This window comes from Streptomyces sp. BI87, from assembly GCF_025957665.1.
Lineage (GTDB): Bacteria > Actinomycetota > Actinomycetes > Streptomycetales > Streptomycetaceae > Streptomyces > Streptomyces albidoflavus.
The window spans coordinates 4,820,703-4,837,232 of record NZ_CP110079.1; the positions used below are offsets into that span (position 1 = coordinate 4,820,703).

Sequence of the window (16,530 nt, forward strand, 5' to 3'; positions counted from 1 at the left end):
CGCCCAGCCGGGGCCGAAGTGGTCCCCGGACGGCGGGAAAGTGGCCGGAAAAAGCCCGGAGGGGCCCGGTTCTCACCGGGCCCCTCCGGGGGTGTGCTGTACCGCTTTTCGCTCAGGACGGCGAGGGTGCCGCCTCCGCCGGGGCGGCCGTGTCGGCGGCTGCCAGGTGGTCGCGCTGGGTGGGGATGCCGGAGGCGGGGGCCTCCGGGCGGGCCGTGCCGCGGAGCAGCGTCTTCTGCTCCAGCGCCCGCGCCGCGTCCCGGAGCCGGCTGACCGACGGCGGGTCGGAGGGGCCGAGCAGATGCAGCTTCAGCTCGGCGCGGTCCTTCACCAGGGTGTCCTGGCCAGGGTCGCGCACCGCGGCGAGCAGACCCGGGACGCCGTCGCCGGCCGGGGCGAGGATGGTGGCCGCGCGCACCGTGGTGAAGGCGGCGCGGAACTCGTCCTCGGTCATCCCGCTGGTGTTGGCCACGGCGTACGGCTTCTCGCTGGCGAGCCAGTCGGAGACGACCGAGGAGACGTCGCTGATGAGGACGTCGGCCTGGTTGAAGCAGGAGAAGATGCCGGGGCGGGCGGCGGTGATGATCTGGTGCTGGGCCTCGTCGAAGGAGCCCCAGTACGCGGCGTCCCAGGCGGCGGTGGCCCGCTCGACCTCGGCCGCCCGGCCGGAGTCCGGCTCGCCCTGCGCGAGCATCCGCTCCACGTCGTCGGCGGCGGCGCGGAAGGAGGAGCTGGTGGCCCGCTCCAGTTCGGCGGTGCGGCGGGCCAGTTCGGCGGCGTCGACCGTGGGCCCGGAGGTGGCCGGGCGGCGCCGGTTGGCCTCGCGGATCATGGCCTGGATGCGCTCGTTGGCGGCGCCGGCGCGCGGGTCGACCGAGCCGGTCATCGGGTGCGGCTTGTAGAGGAGCCGGACACCGGGGTCGGCCAGCAGCGCGCGGACGATGTTCTCGCCGGCCAGGACCACCGAGGTGTTGCCCGGGTTGCCGTCCCAGCCCTCCCAGGTGGGGGCGTACAGCACGGTCGTGTACGTGCCGGTGGGCGGGCCCGCGTAGGGCAGGACCGGGTCGAGCTGGGGGCGGCCCACCTCCACGACGTCCCGGTCGTCGATGCCGACGTCGGCGAGGGCGTACCTCTCGCGCGCGGCCGGGCCCGCCACCCAGACCTCGTCGTACGCCTTGGCGTAGGGATTGCAGGAGGAGAGCTTGTCGCTCTCGCCGTGGTTGACGAAGGCGTGCTTGATGGTGGGCACGCGCAGGATCTGCGAGGTCTTCCCGGAGTTGGCCGGGTGGATCATCATGCGCAGGGTGGAGTGCTCCAGCCGCATCAGGGTGGCCACCTTGGGCAGGCAGATCACCGGGATGTCGGTGGCGGCGATCTTCTGCACCATGAAGCGCTCACGCAGCACGATCACCGGCCGCCCGTCCAGCGCGGCCAGCGGTTCCAGCCACATGTTGGCCTGGTACGCCGAGGTGGTGCCGCCGGAGAAGTACATGCCGACGGTGGGCCGGTACTCCGCGAGCCAGGCGTCCAGCCACGCCAGCGCCTCCGCCTCGGAGACCGGGCGGCGCGAGGGCAGCAGGTGCAGTGCCAGCCGCACCAGGCCGACGGCCATCAGCGTCACCGAGACGGCCACGCCGACGGCGGAGGGCAGGCCGTCGTCGACGATGGCGGTCACCAGCAGGCCGAGCGTCGCGGGCGCGCCGAAGGCGAGCAGCCGGTGGCCCGCGCGACGGGTCAGCAGGCTCGGCGGGGCGGAGCTGAGACGCAGGGCCGAGGCGTCGATGTTGCGGGTGACGAACGGCAGCGTGCGGCTCCGGCGGACCTTGACCGACACCGCCTGGACGGTGAAGTGCAGGGCGTAGAGGACCAGCAGGCCGATCACCACGGGCAGGAAGACCGACTCCTGGCTCTGCTGCTCTATCCGCAGCAGGCCGACGACCAGGAGCAGGTCACGCAGCAGCTGGCGGACGGTGACATCGGCGTGGGCCTTCGCCAGCAGGGTCACCGTGCGGCGCTGCCAGCGGTGCAGAGCGGCGTCGGTGGCCAGGCCGACCGCGGTGGCGACGGCCAGCAGCAGGGTGTTGGGGAGCAGGGCTCCGACGACCTGGGCGACGAAGGCGCCGGCCAGCACGGCGGGCGGCAGCAGCCGGGCCGACTTCCGCAGAGCGGCAGCCGCGCGCGGGGCGGCAGGGGGGATCGTAGACAAGGTGCACTCTCTCCAGTCAGGTCCGGCACGCGACGGCGGGAGTGGGGGATGTCGGCGTGGCCTGGGCTTGCTGGTCAACGGCGAGGGTGAGTCCTCGGTAATGGGCTCGGATCAGACCACGCTACGGCCCGCGTGCGGCATACCTGTGCGTTATACGTGAAGACGATGTGAGAGAAAGCTGACTGTTTGTTGTGGGTCTCGTGACCAGATCGTGTGCACGACGTGGCGTGGTCACGCTCCGTCGTCTGTGAAGAAGTTGGTGTGAGTCGTCGCCTTGGGGCGTTTTGTGGGCATTTTGAGGCTTCCGCCTGTGGCTCCGGTCACCGTATGACCTGGGGTGCGGTGAAGGGCGGGTGGCGATGCGCGGGCGGGCAGGTGCCGCCCGCCGGTCACGGAACGTATCTGTGGAGGTTTGATGAAGATCACAACCGGAGGTGCCGCCCCGGCGCCCTGGGAGCGGTTCCGCGGGCCGGTCCGCGCGGTCCCGCCCCTCGGAACGCGGAGGCGGCCCGGCGGGGCTCTCGCGTAGATTGCGCACCGTCCGGGTACCGGGCAGGTCAAGACCATTGGGGAAAGCGCGTGGCAGCGGCAAGGCAAGGTGTGGCTCAGGCCCGCAGGATCGTGGTGAAGGTCGGCTCCTCCTCGCTGACCACCGCGTCAGGAGGACTCGACGCCGACCGCGTCGACGCCCTGGTCGACGTCCTCGCGAAGGCCCGGTCCGGCGGCACCCGCGAGATCGTCCTCGTCTCCTCCGGCGCCATCGCCGCCGGCCTCGCCCCGCTCGGCTTCCCGCGCCGCCCCCGCGACCTCGCCCGCCAGCAGGCCGCCGCCAGCGTCGGCCAGGGCCTGCTCGTCGCCCGCTACACCGCCTCCTTCGCGCGGTACGGCGTCCGCGTCGGCCAGGTGCTGCTCACCGGCGACGACACCAGCCGCCGCGCCCACTACCGCAACGCCTACCGCACCCTCGACCAGCTGCTCACCCTCGGCGCGCTCCCCGTCGTCAACGAGAACGACACCGTCGCCACCGACGAGATCCGCTTCGGCGACAACGACCGGCTCGCCGCCCTCGTCGCCCACCTGGTCCGCGCCGACCTGCTGGTCCTCCTCTCCGACGTGGACGGCCTCTACGACGGCGACCCGGCCCGCCCCACCAGCTCCCGCATCCAGGACGTGCACGGCCCCGAGGACCTCGAAGGTGTCGAGATCGGCAGCGCGGGCAAGGCCGGGGTCGGCACCGGCGGCATGGTCACCAAGGTCGAGGCGGCCCAGATCGCCGCCAACGCCGGCATCGACGTCGTCCTCACCTCGGCCAGCCAGGCCGCCGACGCCCTCGCCGGACACCCCACCGGCACCCACTTCCACCAGCGCGGCCGCCGCTCCGCGGGCCGCCTCCTCTGGCTCCAGCACGCCTCCACCCCCAAGGGCGCCCTCACCCTCGACGACGGAGCCGTCCGCGCCGTCGTCGAGCGGCGCACCTCGCTGCTGCCCGCCGGGGTCGAGGCGGTCGAGGGGGAGTTCACCGCCGGCGACCCGGTCGAGCTGCGCGACGCCACCGGCCGCGCCGTCGCCCGCGGCCTCGTCAACTTCGACGCCACCGAGATCCCCCGTCTGCTCGGCCGGTCCACCCGCGACCTCGCCCGGGAACTGGGACCCGCCTACGAACGCGAGATCGTCCACCGCGACGACCTGGTTCTTCTCTAGGACGCCCCTGGGGCGCGCCGGCCCGCACGGCTCACGCGCTCGGCCGTACGGAGGACGGGGGCGGCCGAAACGCGTGCCCGCGCGCGGGGAGGTTCCGCAAAACCGCCACACGGGACCACCGCGCCTGTTCCACTTTGAAGCGGACAGACTTCGCGGCGGGCCGACACCGCCCCGGAGCGAAGAGTCGGTCGGGACGTCGATGTGGCAGGAGGCCGCCGTGAGACGAGGGCGCCCGGGGCCGGGGTCCCGCGCGAACAGCACCTCCCCGACCCGCCGGGGGACCGGGGACCAGCGCGCGCTCAGCAGCGTCCGGCCCGGCGACCGCGCCGTGCCCGGCGCCGACGAGCAGGACGGCAGGCCACGCCCCCGGCTCTGGCACGTCACCCTCAGCGCCGCCGGACAGACCACCCCGCTGGCCGAGGTACGGGCCGGGCTCGAACAGCTCGCCCACGACCACCCCTTCCTGCTGACCAGCCGCTACGCCGAGGACCACGCCGAGATCCGGTACTGGGAGGAGGCCCGCGACCTCCACGACGCCGCCGCCGTCGCCCTGCGGCTGTGGGGCGAGCACCGGCAGACCGCCGGGCTCCCGCCCTGGGAGATCGTCGGCCTGGAGGTCATCGACCGGGAGACCTACCACCAGCGCATCGCCGAGGGGTACGGCCCGCCCCCGGCCAGGCCGATCGGCGTCCACCCTTACTGAACCCCGGCCCCGCCCGCCGTCCAGGACGCCTCTCGCATCCTGAAACGCGCTCCGGGACGGGGCACACGGCGACGTAGGCTCGCGGCCATGACGACGTATGACGCCACCAGCCCCGTCACCCTCGCGGGGCGCCGCGCCCAGGAAGCCGCCGCCGACCTCGCCGCGCTGCCGCGCGCGGTCAAGGACGACGCCCTGCGCGCCGTCGCCGACGCCCTTCAGGCGCGGAGCGAGGAGATCGTCGCCGCCAACGCGGGCGACGTCCGGCGCGCCGAGGAGGCCGGGACCGCCGCCTCCGTCGTGGACCGCCTCACCCTCACCACCGAGAGGGTCCGCGCCATCGCGGCCGACGTGCGCCACATCGTCACCCTGCCCGACCCGGTCGGCGAGGTGGTCCGCGGCTCGACCCTGCCGAACGGCATCGACCTGCGCCAGGTCCGCGTCCCGCTCGGCGTGGTCGGCATCATCTACGAGGCCCGTCCCAACGTCACCGTCGACGCCGCCGCCCTCTGCCTCAAGTCCGGCAACGCCGTCCTGCTGCGCGGCTCCTCCTCCGCCAAGGAGTCCAACACCGCCCTCGTCGCCGTCCTGCGCGACGCCGTGGCCGCCGCCGGGCTGCCCGCCGACGCCGTGCAGCTGGTCCCCGGCGACACCCACGACTCGGTCCGCGAGCTGATGCGCGCCCGCGGCCTGGTCGACGTGCTGATCCCGCGCGGCGGCGCCGCCCTGATCCGCCGCACCGTCGAGGAGTCCACCGTCCCGGTCATCGAGACCGGCACCGGCAACTGCCACGTCTACGTCGACGCCGAGGCCGACCTGGACACCGCCGTCGACGTCCTGGTCAACTCCAAGGCCCAGCGCCCCAGCGTCTGCAACAGCGCCGAGACCGTCCTGGTCCACCGGGACATCGCCGCCGCCTTCCTGCCCCGCGCCCTCGACGCCCTCGCCGAGGCGCAGGTCACCGTGCACGGCGACGCGCGGGTCCGGGAGCTCGCCGGGGACTCCAAGGCCACTGTGGTCGAGGCCACCGACGAGGACTGGGCCACCGAGTACCTCTCGTACGACCTGGCCGCCGCCGTGGTCGACAGCCTCGACGACGCCGTCGCCCACATCCGCCGCTGGAGCTCCGGGCACACCGAGGCGATCGTCACGACCTCGCAGGCGGCGGCCCGCCGGTTCACCCAGAGGGTGGATTCGACCACCGTCGCCGTGAACGCCTCCACCCGCTTCACCGACGGCGGCGCGTTCGGCTTCGGCGCCGAGATCGGCATCTCCACGCAGAAGCTGCACGCCCGGGGCCCGATGGGCCTTCCCGAGCTGACCAGCACCAAGTACATCCTCACCGGGGACGGGCACATCCGCTGATGCCCTGACTTGCCCCACGGTCTGCCCAAAAACGCCCCCCAGGTCTACTCTGGTCCCGTGCCGGAGGACGTGGGGGGCTCGCCGTTTCCGGACGGCCGACAGCCCGACGACGACCACGACCGCGGAGGCGCGGACGACGCGTTCGCCTCCGTGGTCTTCGACGAGGACTTCATCAGGGCCGCCGAGTTCCACGAAGCCACCGCCGTGGAGCGGCTGGTCGCCGCCGCCCACGCCCGGGCGGAGGCCGAGGCGCGCCGCGCCCGCACCAGGACCCGTGACGCCTACTACGAGGCCGCCCAGCCCTTCGGCCCCGACCCGGCGGTGAACGAGGACTACGACCCGAGCGAGGCCGACGACGCCGCGCTGCACCCCACCCGGGTCAGCTGGCACCGGCCCATCGCCTGGCTCCTCGCCCTGCTGATGGGCATCGGCATGATCGCGCTCGCCTTCAGCGCCGTCTACCGGGGCTCCGCCGCCTCCGGCGACCGCTCCACCCCGCCGCCCGCCACCACCGGCGCCGACCCCACCGCGGATGCCGGGTTCACCCGTCCGGCCGCCTCGGCGGCACCTCTGGACCCGTGACGCGGGCGGCCGAGCCGACGCGCGCCCCAACGGGGGCGTTTACCGGCGGCCCGCACGACCCAACCTGAAGATATGAACAGGCCGGGGCAGCCGCCCGACGGACCCCCCGACAACCCCGGGGACGGCCCGTCCGGCAGTGACGACGACTACGGGTACGTCTTCGACGACTCCTTCGTCCGCGCCGCCTCGATCCAGGAGTACTCGGCCAGCGAACGCGGCGCGGCCGAGCACGCCCCCGCCGTCCGCGACCGCCCGCCCCTCGCCGCCGCCGAGCGCACCGGCCCCCGCCTCACCCGGCAGGTGCTGGTGCTGGCCGCCCTGCTCACCGTCGCCTTCCTCGTCGCCGTCTACCTCGGCATCAGCCCGCCCGGCCAGACCCAGTCCGCCCCGCCGCCCCGCCCGGCCCGGATGAGCCTCGTCCCGCTCGCCCCCGCGAAGGCGGTCCGCCCCGCCGACCCGGACCGGCCCTTCGACGCCACCCCCGCCGCCCAGTACGCCACCGGGGCCGCCGGGATCAACCTGCCGGGCGCGCACGCCACCCCGCACTTCGACGAGGGGCAGGTCATCGCCGCCCTCAGTACCGCCAAGGAGTACCTGGTCCACTCCTCGCTCTCCCCGGAGGTCCTCGCAGGGCGGGAGGAGCGCGCCGTCCGCCTCCTGGTCGACCCGGCCCAGGCCGACCAGTTCGACGCCGCCCTTCGCCGCCCCGCCGCCGACGGCCTGCACGCCGCCACCGGCTGGCTGGTCCGCCTCGACCCCGCCCACGCCGTGCTCGCCGTCCCCGACATCCGCGTCCAGGGCGTCCTGGACTACGCCGAGACCGGCCCCGGCACCCTGGAGATCACCACCGACCACACCTTCGTCTACGCGGTCCGGCCCGCCGCCGACCCGGAGGCCGATCCCTCGCTGATGGTGGTCCGCCGCGCTCTGCGCCTCAGCTTCGACCGCGACACCCTCCGGTCCCACCAGCTCGAACTCCTCAACTCCCGCACCGAGGCCGGCCCCCTGGCGTGCGGAACCCCCACCGCCGCCCACCTCCGCCCCCTCCTCGCCGGCGAGAACGCCCCCGCCGGCCGCCCGCCCGCCACCGACCCGTACGCCCGCGAGGGCGGCGGAGCCGTCTGCGGCACCCTCGCGGAGCCCCGGCCCGTCGGCAGCGGGGGAGCGGGGCGGCGCGCCGACGCCTCCGGCGGGGCCGGGCCGAGCGCGATCGCCGGCGACCCGGGGGCGGTGCGCTGAGTCAGCCGTACCGGTCGAACAGGGCCGCCAGGTACTCCTCCAGCCTCCGGGTGAGCACCTCACTCGTCAGGTCGGACCGGCCCAGCTCCCGCCAGGGAACCGCCACCTTCTCCGCGTCCGGGGCGTGGCCGAGCGCGTCCAGCAGCCGCCAGTAGAGATGGGCGCCTTCGTCCCCCGCCAGGGTTCCCCCGGCGGCGACGTAGCGGTCCGCGAACCGCATGCCCGCCGGGACCCCGTGCAGCAGGGCGAGCGCGGTCGAGCAGTGGGCCACGTCCAGGTCGGCCGGGCCCCAGGAGGTCTCCACCCAGTCGACGACCCCGCTGACCCGCAGCCCGGCGCCGGTGCCGGTGAACAGGACGTTGCCGGGGTGGAAGTCGCGGTGGAGGAAGCAGCCCCGGTAGGGCGGGGGAGGGCCTGCGATGACGTCGACCGCACGCTGCCAGAGGCCGGGCCGGCCGGTGCCCGGGGGCCGGACGACCCGCTCGGGGGAGGCCCACGCCTGGTACCTGCGGGGCCGCTGCCCGGCGTCCACCGGCACCCGGTGGACGCGGAGCAACTGCCGGGCCAGCAGCCCTTCCGCGTGCCGGACGTAGAGGGGTTTGACGAAGGAGCGCAGGACGAGGGAGCGGCGGCCGAGGGGGCCACGGAGGTCCAGGCGGCGCATGTGCGAGGTCCAGCCGCCGAGCAGCGGGACGACCTCCTCGACGCGCTCGCCCTCGGACAGCCACCGCTCCACCCAGGCGCCGGTGGCGTCCGGGGCCTCGTCCCCGGGCGAGTGCCGCGAGGGCTCAGCCCCGCCCGTCGCCGCCGGACGGGCCCTCCGGTCCCGTCCCCGGGTTCCCGTTCGGCCGGTTGCCGCCCGTGAAACGGTCGCGGAGCCGGCCGCCGAGGTCGCCGGCGCCGTCGGCCAGGTCCGTGACCAGCTTCATCAGCGGGTCCTTGCTGGTCCTGACCTCCTCGGCGTAGCCGGAGGCCGACTGCCGGAAGGAGTCGCTGACCTTGGTGTCCTTGTCCTCGTCGCGCCGCGGGTAGTGGCCGTCCATCAGGCGCTGGTAGTCACGGCTCCCGGACCACCGCTTCAGCTCGGCCGCCCGGACCGTGGTGAAGGGGTGGGTGCGCGGCAGCACGTTGAGGATCTTCAGCACCGAGTCGCGCAGGTCGCCCCCGGCCTCGTACTCCTCGGCCTGGGCGAGGAACGCGTCGGTGTTCATCTCGTGCAGGTGGTTGCCGCCCGCCATCTTCATCAGGCCGCGCATCGAGGCCGAGAGATCCTGGCCGACCAGCAGCCCGGCCCGGTCCGCCGACAGCTCCGACTTGCGGAACCACTCGCGCAGCGCCGTCACGATCGCCATGACCGCGACGTTCCCCAGCGGAATCCAGGCGACCTTCACGGCCAGGCTGGTCAGGAAGAGGAGCACCGTGCGGTAGACGGAGTGGCCGGAGAGGGCGTGCCCCACCTCGTGGCCGACGACCGCCCGCATCTCCTCCTCGTCCAGCAGCTCCACCAGCCCCGTGGTGACCACGATGATCGGCTCGTCCAGGCCGACGCACATGGCGTTGGGGACCGGGTTCTGCGTGACGTACATCGGCGGGACCTTCTCCAGGTCCAGGATGTAGCAGGCGTCCAGCAGCATCGTGTGCAGGTGGGGGAACTGCGCCTCCGAGACCCGTACCGAGTCCGAGAGGAAGAGCAGCCGCAGGCTCCGCTCGGGCAGCAGCCCGCTGAGTGCCTTGAAGACCGTGTCGAATCCGCTCAGCTTGCGCAGCGCCACCAGCGCCGAGCGGTCCGCCGGATGTTCGTACGCCCGTGAGGAGATCCCCGGGAAGCGGCGCCGGCTGCGCGCCGGCTGCTTCTCGGTCCCGTACGTGCCGTCCCTGTCCTGGTCGGTCATCCGACTCCTCCGCCTCGCCTCGTACCGGCCGTCCCCCGGGGACGGTGCGCGCTGGCCGCGATGGGGCCAGCCTACGGCCGCCCGGTGAACAGGACCGTGAGCCGGGCGTGTTGGTTGCCTGCCCCGCGGCGCGGGCGGGCCGCTCCGGAGCGGCCGGGGCGGCGGGCCTAGAGTGGAACGGCACCGCACGCAAGGAGCCCCCATGGATCACGCCGCCCACCTCGCCCTGCTGCTCGCGGCGGACCAGCCGCCGGCCAACGGCCTCCCCTTCCGGATCTTCATCGTCGTCTCGGTCGTCGGCGCCGTCCTCCTCGCCTGGTTCCTGCTGCGCGGTTACCGCGACAACGGCTGACCCGCAGGCCGCACCCCTCCACCGCGCCCCCGGCACCCGAACACCCGAGTCGGCGTGGGCCTCCCGCACGCCCCCGCATACGATGTCGGCAGATCACCCGCCCGCCCCACCACCGGATAGGTCCTGCCGACGATGAGCCTCCACAGCACCGCTGCCCAGCTGGTCACCCTCGCTTCCGAGGGCGGCGAGCACGGCGGGCACGAAAGCCTCAACCCGTACCTCACCGGCGGCGGTGCGCTCGTCGTGCTGCTCCTGCTGCTCTGGATCACCACGCGCTTCAACCGCGACCGCTGAGCACCCCGCCCCACCACCACGCGGCGCTGACCAGCCCCGCAGAGCGCCGCCCCCGCCAGGGGGTGTCCGGAGCGGGTCCGCCGGGCCAGTAGGCTCTGCTCGCATGGGAGAGCAGGACATGCCTACGGGCCCGGCCGCCGCGGCGGCACCCGAGCGTCCGCGTAGGCGCCTGGGCGTCATGGGCGGCACGTTCGACCCGATCCACCACGGCCACCTCGTCGCCGCGAGTGAGGTCGCCGCGCAGTTCCACCTCGACGAGGTGGTCTTCGTCCCGACCGGTGAGCCCTGGCAGAAGAGCCACAAAGAGGTCACCCCGGCCGAGGACCGCTATCTGATGACGGTCATCGCGACCGCCGAGAACCCGCAGTTCTCCGTCAGCCGCATCGACATCGACCGCGGCGGGCCCACCTACACCACGGACACCCTGCGCGACCTCGCCGTGCTCAACGCCGAGACGGACCTGTTCTTCATCACCGGCGCCGACGCGCTCGGACAGATCCTCACCTGGCGCCACACGGACGAACTCTTCTCCCTCGCCCACTTCATCGGCGTCACCCGGCCCGGCCACACCCTGGCCGACCCCGGGCTGCCCGAAGGCCGGGTCTCCCTGGTCGAGGTCCCGGCGCTGGCCATCTCCTCCACGGACTGCCGCGCCCGGGTCGCCGAGGGAAACCCCGTCTGGTACCTGGTGCCCGACGGCGTGGTGCGTTACATCGACAAGCGCGAGCTGTACCGCGGCGACTGAGCCGAGAGGGGCACCGGTGAACGACCGACGACACGCGTCCGACCCGTACGGCGGGGAGTACGCGTCCGAGCAGTACGGCCCCGTGAGCTACGACGAGTACGGCCGTCCCATCCCCCAGCAGCCCCCGCAGGGCCACGACCCCTACGCCGGACAGCAGCAGGGTTACGGCTACGACCCGTACGCCCAGGGCGGCCCCGGCACGGGCCAGCAGCCGCCGGTGCCCGCCGATCCGTACGCGGGGCAGCAGCAGGGGTACGGCTACGAGCAGCAGGGCTACGACCCGTACGGCCAGGGCGGCCCGGGCACGGGGCAGCAGCCGCCGGTGCCGGCCGATCCGTACGCGGGGCAGCAGCAGGGGTACGGGTACGAGCAGCAGGGCTACGACCCGTACGGTCAGGGTGGTCCCGGCACCGGGCAGCAGCCGCGCGTGCCCCAGCAGCAGACGCGCGAGGACGCCGGGCCCGAGGGGTACGGGGACCAGGGGTACGGCGGTCCGGACGAGGGTGGTGCGCCCGACTACAGGACCGAGCAGTTCTCCTTCATCGAGGAGCCGGACGAGGAGTCCGAGGACGTCATCGACTGGCTCGCCTTCACGGAGAGCCGCACCGAGCGCCGCGAGGAGGCCAAGCGGCGCGGCCGCAGCCGGATGATCGCGCTGGTCGTCGTCCTGGCCCTCGTCCTGGCCGGCGGCGTCGGCTACCTCTGGTACGCCGGGAAGCTCCCCGGCACCTCCTCCCCGGCCTCCTCCGGCGGCGCGGCGGACACGGCCGGGCCCCAGAAGCGCGACGTCGTCATGGTCCACCTGCACGACACCCGCACCGAGAAGACCTCCACCGTGCTCCTGGTCGACAACACCACCAGCGAGCGCGGCGCCACGGTGCTGCTCCCCAACTCCCTCGCCCTGACCGGCGAGGACGGCACCGCCACCACCCTCGCCGACTCCGTGGACGACGACGGCTCCACCGGCACCCGGGAGGCCGTCGACCAGCTGCTGGGCACCAGCGTCGAGGGCACCTGGCGGCTCGACACCCCGTACCTCAACAACCTCGTCGAACTGGTCGGCAACATCGAGCTGGACGCCGACGCCACCGTCCCCGCGCCCAAGAAGGGCGACTCCCCGCTCGTCACCAAGGGCGCCGACCGCACCCTCGGCGGGCCCGCGGCCGTCGCCTACGCCACCTACCGGGCCGAGGGCGAGCCGCAGACCGCCCAGCTCCAGCGGTTCGGCCAGGTCTTCCACGCCGTCCTGCGCAAGCTCTCCTCGGACCCGCAGGCCGCCACCGTGACCGTCGAGACGCTCGCCCAGATCCTCGACCCCTCGCTGAAGGAGAAGGACCTCGGCGCCTTCCTCGCCCGCCTCGCCGACCGCGCCAAGGGCGGCGACCACACCACCGAGCTGCTCCCGGTCGGCCAGGACGGGCGTCCCGCCCAGGAGGCCACCGACAAGATCGTCAAGCAGATCCTCGGCGGCTCGGTGAGCGAGGGCGCCCAGGGCGACGCGACCCGCGTCGGCCTCCAGGACGCCACCGGCGCCCAGGGCCGTGCCGAGAAGGCCCGGGCCTCGCTGGTCAACGGCGGCTACGCGTACGTCGGCCGGGGCAGCGGCGACACGGCGCAGGCCGCCTCCTCGGTCACGTACGAGAAGGCCGGCGACAAGGCGGAGGCCGTCGAGGTGGCCCGCACCCTGGGTCTGCCGGACAGTGTCGTCACCAAGGGCAGCACGCCGGGCAACGTCGACGTCTCGGTGGTGCTCGGCGGGGACTACCAGCCGGGCGAGTGAGCGGAGGCCGGGCCGGGGGCGCTGCACGCGCCTCACCGGCCCGGCCGAAACTCCCGGCGGCCGGCCGCGCGGTCCGTGAGACCCTGGGGACAGCCCCCACCGGGGTTCTCGACCGCCTACCGAAAGCCCAGCAGTGACCGCGACCGACCGTTCCACCGAGCTGATCACCGTTGCCGCCCAGGCGGCGGCCGACAAGCTCGCCCACGACATCATCGCCTACGACGTGAGCGATGTGCTGTCGATCACCGACGCCTTCCTCCTCGCGTCGGCGCCCAACGACCGCCAGGTCAAGTCCATCGTGGACGAGATCGAGGAGCAGCTGAACAAGCAGCTCGGCGCCAAGCCCGTCCGCCGCGAGGGCGACCGCGACGCGCGCTGGATCCTCCTCGACTACGTCGACATCGTCGTCCACGTCCAGCACAGCGAGGAGCGCGTCTTCTACGCGCTGGAGCGCCTGTGGAAGGACTGCCCCGAGATCGAGCTGCCCGAGGACGCCAAGGCGACCCGCGGCAAGGGTGAGGCCCACGCCCAGCAGCAGGCCGACGAGGCCGGTGAGGCGATGTGAACAGCCCGCGGCAGGGCCGTCGCCTCATCCTGTGGCGACACGGCCAGACCTCGTGGAACCTGGAGCGCCGCTTCCAGGGCACCACGGACATCGACCTGACCGAGGCCGGCCGCGGCCAGGCCCGCCGGGCCGCGCGGCTGCTCGCCTCCCTGGAGCCGGACGCGATCATCGCCTCCGACCTCCAGCGGGCGCGGGACACCGCCGCCGAGCTCTCCGCCCTCACCGGCCTGGAGGTCCACCACGACTCCGCGCTGCGCGAGACGTACGCGGGGGACTGGCAGGGGCTGACCCACGAGGAGATCATCGCCGCCCACGGCGAGCAGTACGCGGCGTGGAAGCGCGGCGAGCCGGTCCGGCGCGGTGGTGGCGAACTGGAGACCGAGGTCGCCGACCGGGCCGCCCCGGTGGTCCTCGCGCACGCCGAGAAGCTGCCGGAGAACGGCACCCTGGTCGTCGCCTCGCACGGCGGCACCATCCGCACCACCATCGGGCGCCTGCTCGGCCTCGACTCCCGTCACTGGGAGAGCCTCGGCGGCCTCAGCAACTGCTGCTGGTCGATCCTGGGCGAGGGCGCGCGCGGCTGGCGGCTCATGGAGCACAACGCCGGCACCCTGCCGGAGCCGGTCCTCGGCGACGACGACTGACGGCCGCCCGACACCCGTGCGGGCCCCCGGACCCGGATTTCACTTTCCGGCTGGTCACGGGCTAGAGTTCTTCTTGTTCGCACCGCGGGAGCGGGAAGAACACCAGGGGCTATAGCTCAGTTGGTAGAGCGCCTGCATGGCATGCAGGAGGTCAGGAGTTCAATTCTCCTTAGCTCCACAGTCCGGAAGATCCCACCCCCCACGGGGGGTGGGATCTTTCGTCTGTCCGGTCGCTGTTCCGGAGACCTTTCCGGTACCTTCGCGCCGCTGACCGGCGGCCTTCTCCGTGGCAGAATCGGACGGCCGGAAGGGGGACGCGGCCCGACGGGAGGGAGAGGGATGCCTGCGCGCATCGCCGAGAAGGCGGACCACCTGCTCGGCCAGGTGCCGGACCAGCTCACGAGGACCCGCGTGGCCCGTACCTCTGCTGCGAACGACGGGGGCTGAGCGATGGGCGCGCACAGGAGGAAGTGCGACTGGTGCGGCGGTGGCACGCCCATCGTCCGCGACATGGAGCCGGTCAACCCGCGCTACCAGTACTGGTGCGAGGAGTGCGCCAGGGCGCTGATCATAAAAGGCGACCCCATCGAGACCTACCGCGAGCTGGAGGGCGAGCCCATCTACGGACGGCTTCTCGACGAGCACTGCACCCTCAAGCGCTTCTACTCCTTCGCCACGGCCTGACGCCCCGCCCGGCCCCGCTCGGCCCTCGCCGGCTCCCGCTGCTCCGGCACCTGCCCGGCGGGCGGCACCTCCACCGCCCCCGAGCGCAGGGCCACCCGCCACGCCACGACGAGGAAGCCCAGCGCGGCCAGCGGGTAGAGCGCCGACAGCGCGAACTCGGCCGGGCCCTGGTGGAGTTCGGGCCGCTCGGGACCGTGCGGCACCCACCACAGGGCGTACGTGAAGAAGAGGCCGGTCAGCACGGCCGCGCCCGTCCGGCGCCACCAGCCCCCGGCGCGTACCGCCTCGTGGAGGACGAGGACCGCCGCGGGGACGGACCAGACCCAGTGGTGCGACCAGGAGACCGGGCTGACCAGCAGCGCCGTCATCCCGCACGCGGTCGCCGCCCAGGCCGGCCGGGAGCGCAGCCCGGCGAGGACCGCCACGGCGAGCCCGGCCGCGCCGGTCAGCAGCGCGCCCGCCAGCCACCACAGACCCGGGTCGGCGGTGTGCAGCAGGCGGGCGATCAGGCCGCGCAACGACTGGTTGGCGGTCTGCTCGGGGTGGCCCGCGCGGTCCGCCGCGAGGAAGGTGCCGGACCAGAACTGCCAGGAGTCGCGCGGCAGTACGGCCGCCGCCAGCGCGGTGGCCCCCAGGAACCAGCAGACCGCGTTCCGGGCCAGGGCCAGCCACGGCCGGGCCGCGCCCCCGCGCACCGCCGCGACCACCCCGGCCAGCAGCAGGAAGACGACGAACAGCCCGGGGGTCAGTTTCACGGCCGCCGCCAGGCCGATCCCCGCTCCCGCCCAGCGCCGCCCCCGCGCCGGCCCGGCGCCCGGCAGGTACCGCATGTCCCACAGCACCAGGACCGTGACCAGCAGGTTGATCTGCCCGTACCGCAGGGTCGTCCAGACCGGCTCCGACCAGACCGCGACGGCGGCCAGCGCGGGGGCGCCGAGCCAGGCCAGGGGGTGCGGCAGGCGGCGGCCGCCGGTAATCAGGCGGAGCGTCAGCAGGGCCAGCGCGAGGAGCAGCAGGAGGTTGCCCGCGGTGGCCAGGGTGCGCATCAGGCCGGTGCCCAGCAGGGGGAGCGGGGTGAACAGCAGTGCGGCGAACGGGGGATAGGTGGCCGGCAGGTCGTTCTCGGTGGCCCGCAGCGCGTACAGGTCGGCGCCGTCGAGGACCGCCCGGCCCTCCGCGCGGTAGACCATCAGGTCCACCATCGTGACGCCGGCCAGTCGCTGGGCCACCCAGAACGCGGCGAAGGAGAGCAGGCAGAGTGCGGTGGCCCGGACCGGGAAGGTGCGCCGGAGGCGGAAGAGCGAGGCGGCAGTCACGCTCGGCGAGGCTACCCGCCGGGAGCCCTCCGGGAGAGGGGGCGAGCGCGGCCGGGAACGGATTTGGTGGAAACCCCGGGGGCCCGCTAATGTTGTCGATGTCGCCGGGGGAACCGGAAAGACAGCAGCAAGGGGCTATAGCTCAGTTGGTAGAGCGCCTGCATGGCATGCAGGAGGTCAGGAGTTCAATTCTCCTTAGCTCCACAGGAGAGAGATCCGGAAACGGACTCTCATCCACCGAAGTGTGAAGCGGGTCATCCGGACAGGGTGGCCCGCTTCTTCGTGCGCCTCTCTCGTCCCGCGAGCCGTGCGGGCCCGGTGACCGCTGCGGTACCCTGACGCCATGCGTGCTGTACGCCTTCTGCTTACCGAGCCGCGCTGATCAAGAGCCGGACCCCCGACGAAGGGGCCGGTACCAGCGCGGCCACCCCCTCCTGTGCGAGGGGTTTTTTCATTGGGCGGCGG

The 16,530-nt window shown here is 73.7% G+C and carries 16 protein-coding genes and 2 tRNA genes; 14 read left to right on the forward strand and 4 right to left on the reverse strand.

The features are described from left to right. Positions 1–112: 112 nt before the first annotated feature. Positions 113–2,131, reverse strand: coding sequence for a hypothetical protein (locus tag OIM89_RS21440; RefSeq protein WP_264491800.1), 2,019 nt, complete (start codon positions 2,129–2,131; stop codon positions 113–115). Positions 2,132–2,785: 654 nt separating this feature from the next. Here OIM89_RS21440 and proB point away from each other — a divergent pair. The 5 genes from proB (at position 2,786) to OIM89_RS21465 (ending at position 7,793) form a co-directional block, all read left to right on the forward strand. Then, on the forward strand, positions 2,786–3,907 hold the full coding sequence (gene proB, locus OIM89_RS21445) for a glutamate 5-kinase (RefSeq protein ID WP_030698020.1): 1,122 nt from the start codon (positions 2,786–2,788) through the stop codon (positions 3,905–3,907). A gap of 199 nt (positions 3,908–4,106) precedes the next feature. Next, positions 4,107–4,610, forward strand: a complete 504-nt coding sequence (locus OIM89_RS21450; protein ID WP_047138474.1) for a hypothetical protein — start codon at positions 4,107–4,109, stop codon at positions 4,608–4,610. Positions 4,611–4,697: 87 nt separating this feature from the next. Continuing rightward, positions 4,698–5,972, forward strand: coding sequence for a glutamate-5-semialdehyde dehydrogenase (locus OIM89_RS21455; RefSeq protein WP_047138475.1), 1,275 nt, complete (start codon positions 4,698–4,700; stop codon positions 5,970–5,972). Between the two features lie 57 nt (positions 5,973–6,029). Further along, positions 6,030–6,554 (forward strand): hypothetical protein, encoded by a 525-nt coding sequence (locus OIM89_RS21460; protein WP_030698023.1) that lies wholly within the window; start codon positions 6,030–6,032, stop codon positions 6,552–6,554. 72 nt (positions 6,555–6,626) lie between these two features. After that, on the forward strand, positions 6,627–7,793 hold the full coding sequence (locus OIM89_RS21465; RefSeq protein WP_264491539.1) for a hypothetical protein: 1,167 nt from the start codon (positions 6,627–6,629) through the stop codon (positions 7,791–7,793). Between the two features lies 1 nt (position 7,794). Here OIM89_RS21465 and OIM89_RS21470 read toward each other — a convergent pair whose 3' ends face one another. Continuing rightward, on the reverse strand, positions 7,795–8,529 hold the full coding sequence (locus OIM89_RS21470) for an aminoglycoside phosphotransferase family protein (protein ID WP_264491540.1): 735 nt from the start codon (positions 8,527–8,529) through the stop codon (positions 7,795–7,797). 52 nt (positions 8,530–8,581) lie between these two features. Next, entirely contained in the window at positions 8,582–9,685 is a 1,104-nt protein-coding gene (locus tag OIM89_RS21475) for a M48 family metallopeptidase (protein ID WP_264491541.1), read from the reverse strand. A gap of 202 nt (positions 9,686–9,887) precedes the next feature. On the opposite strand from OIM89_RS21475, the gene OIM89_RS21480 reads away from it, so the two are divergent. From OIM89_RS21480 to OIM89_RS21515, 8 genes are all read left to right on the forward strand, one after another. Beyond that, positions 9,888–10,037: a hypothetical protein gene (locus OIM89_RS21480; protein ID WP_175458865.1), complete on the forward strand. Its 150-nt coding sequence runs from the start codon at positions 9,888–9,890 to the stop codon at positions 10,035–10,037. 132 nt (positions 10,038–10,169) lie between these two features. Next, complete coding sequence (locus OIM89_RS21485) at positions 10,170–10,331, forward strand: hypothetical protein (RefSeq protein WP_003948016.1); 162 nt, start codon at positions 10,170–10,172, stop codon at positions 10,329–10,331. Positions 10,332–10,434: 103 nt separating this feature from the next. Beyond that, entirely contained in the window at positions 10,435–11,076 is a 642-nt protein-coding gene (gene nadD, locus OIM89_RS21490; protein WP_030698027.1) for a nicotinate-nucleotide adenylyltransferase, read from the forward strand. A 16-nt stretch (positions 11,077–11,092) separates the two neighbouring features. Continuing rightward, positions 11,093–12,856, forward strand: coding sequence for a LytR C-terminal domain-containing protein (locus OIM89_RS21495; RefSeq protein ID WP_195731037.1), 1,764 nt, complete (start codon positions 11,093–11,095; stop codon positions 12,854–12,856). A gap of 133 nt (positions 12,857–12,989) precedes the next feature. Continuing rightward, on the forward strand, positions 12,990–13,421 hold the full coding sequence (gene rsfS / locus OIM89_RS21500) for a ribosome silencing factor (RefSeq protein WP_030698029.1): 432 nt from the start codon (positions 12,990–12,992) through the stop codon (positions 13,419–13,421). Further along, entirely contained in the window at positions 13,418–14,065 is a 648-nt protein-coding gene (locus OIM89_RS21505; RefSeq protein ID WP_030698030.1) for a histidine phosphatase family protein, read from the forward strand. The genes rsfS and OIM89_RS21505 overlap by 4 nt, the downstream gene beginning before the upstream one ends. Positions 14,066–14,170: 105 nt before the next feature. Then, positions 14,171–14,243 (forward strand) — tRNA-Ala (locus tag OIM89_RS21510). 272 nt (positions 14,244–14,515) lie between these two features. Next, positions 14,516–14,749 (forward strand): hypothetical protein, encoded by a 234-nt coding sequence (locus OIM89_RS21515; protein ID WP_018468100.1) that lies wholly within the window; start codon positions 14,516–14,518, stop codon positions 14,747–14,749. Here the strand turns inward: OIM89_RS21515 and OIM89_RS21520 are convergent. Continuing rightward, on the reverse strand, positions 14,728–16,065 hold the full coding sequence (locus OIM89_RS21520) for a glycosyltransferase 87 family protein (protein ID WP_195731038.1): 1,338 nt from the start codon (positions 16,063–16,065) through the stop codon (positions 14,728–14,730). The genes OIM89_RS21515 and OIM89_RS21520 overlap by 22 nt on opposite strands. A gap of 131 nt (positions 16,066–16,196) precedes the next feature. Here OIM89_RS21520 and OIM89_RS21525 point away from each other — a divergent pair. Beyond that, a tRNA-Ala gene (locus tag OIM89_RS21525) sits at positions 16,197–16,269 on the forward strand. Positions 16,270–16,530: the final 261 nt, after the last annotated feature.

Bases quoted from the DNA above. Each gene is read 5' to 3' on its own strand.
- OIM89_RS21450 (WP_047138474.1), top strand. From the start codon at position 4,107: ATGTGGCAGGAGGCCGCCGTGAGACGAGGGCGCCCGGGGCCGGGGTCC.
- OIM89_RS21455 (WP_047138475.1), top strand. From the start codon at position 4,698: ATGACGACGTATGACGCCACCAGCCCCGTCACCCTCGCGGGGCGCCGC.
- OIM89_RS21465 (WP_264491539.1), top strand. From the start codon at position 6,627: ATGAACAGGCCGGGGCAGCCGCCCGACGGACCCCCCGACAACCCCGGG.
- OIM89_RS21475 (WP_264491541.1), bottom strand. From the start codon at position 9,685: ATGACCGACCAGGACAGGGACGGCACGTACGGGACCGAGAAGCAGCCG.
- OIM89_RS21480 (WP_175458865.1), top strand. From the start codon at position 9,888: ATGGATCACGCCGCCCACCTCGCCCTGCTGCTCGCGGCGGACCAGCCG.
- OIM89_RS21485 (WP_003948016.1), top strand. From the start codon at position 10,170: ATGAGCCTCCACAGCACCGCTGCCCAGCTGGTCACCCTCGCTTCCGAG.
- nadD (WP_030698027.1), top strand. From the start codon at position 10,435: ATGGGAGAGCAGGACATGCCTACGGGCCCGGCCGCCGCGGCGGCACCC.
- OIM89_RS21515 (WP_018468100.1), top strand. From the start codon at position 14,516: ATGGGCGCGCACAGGAGGAAGTGCGACTGGTGCGGCGGTGGCACGCCC.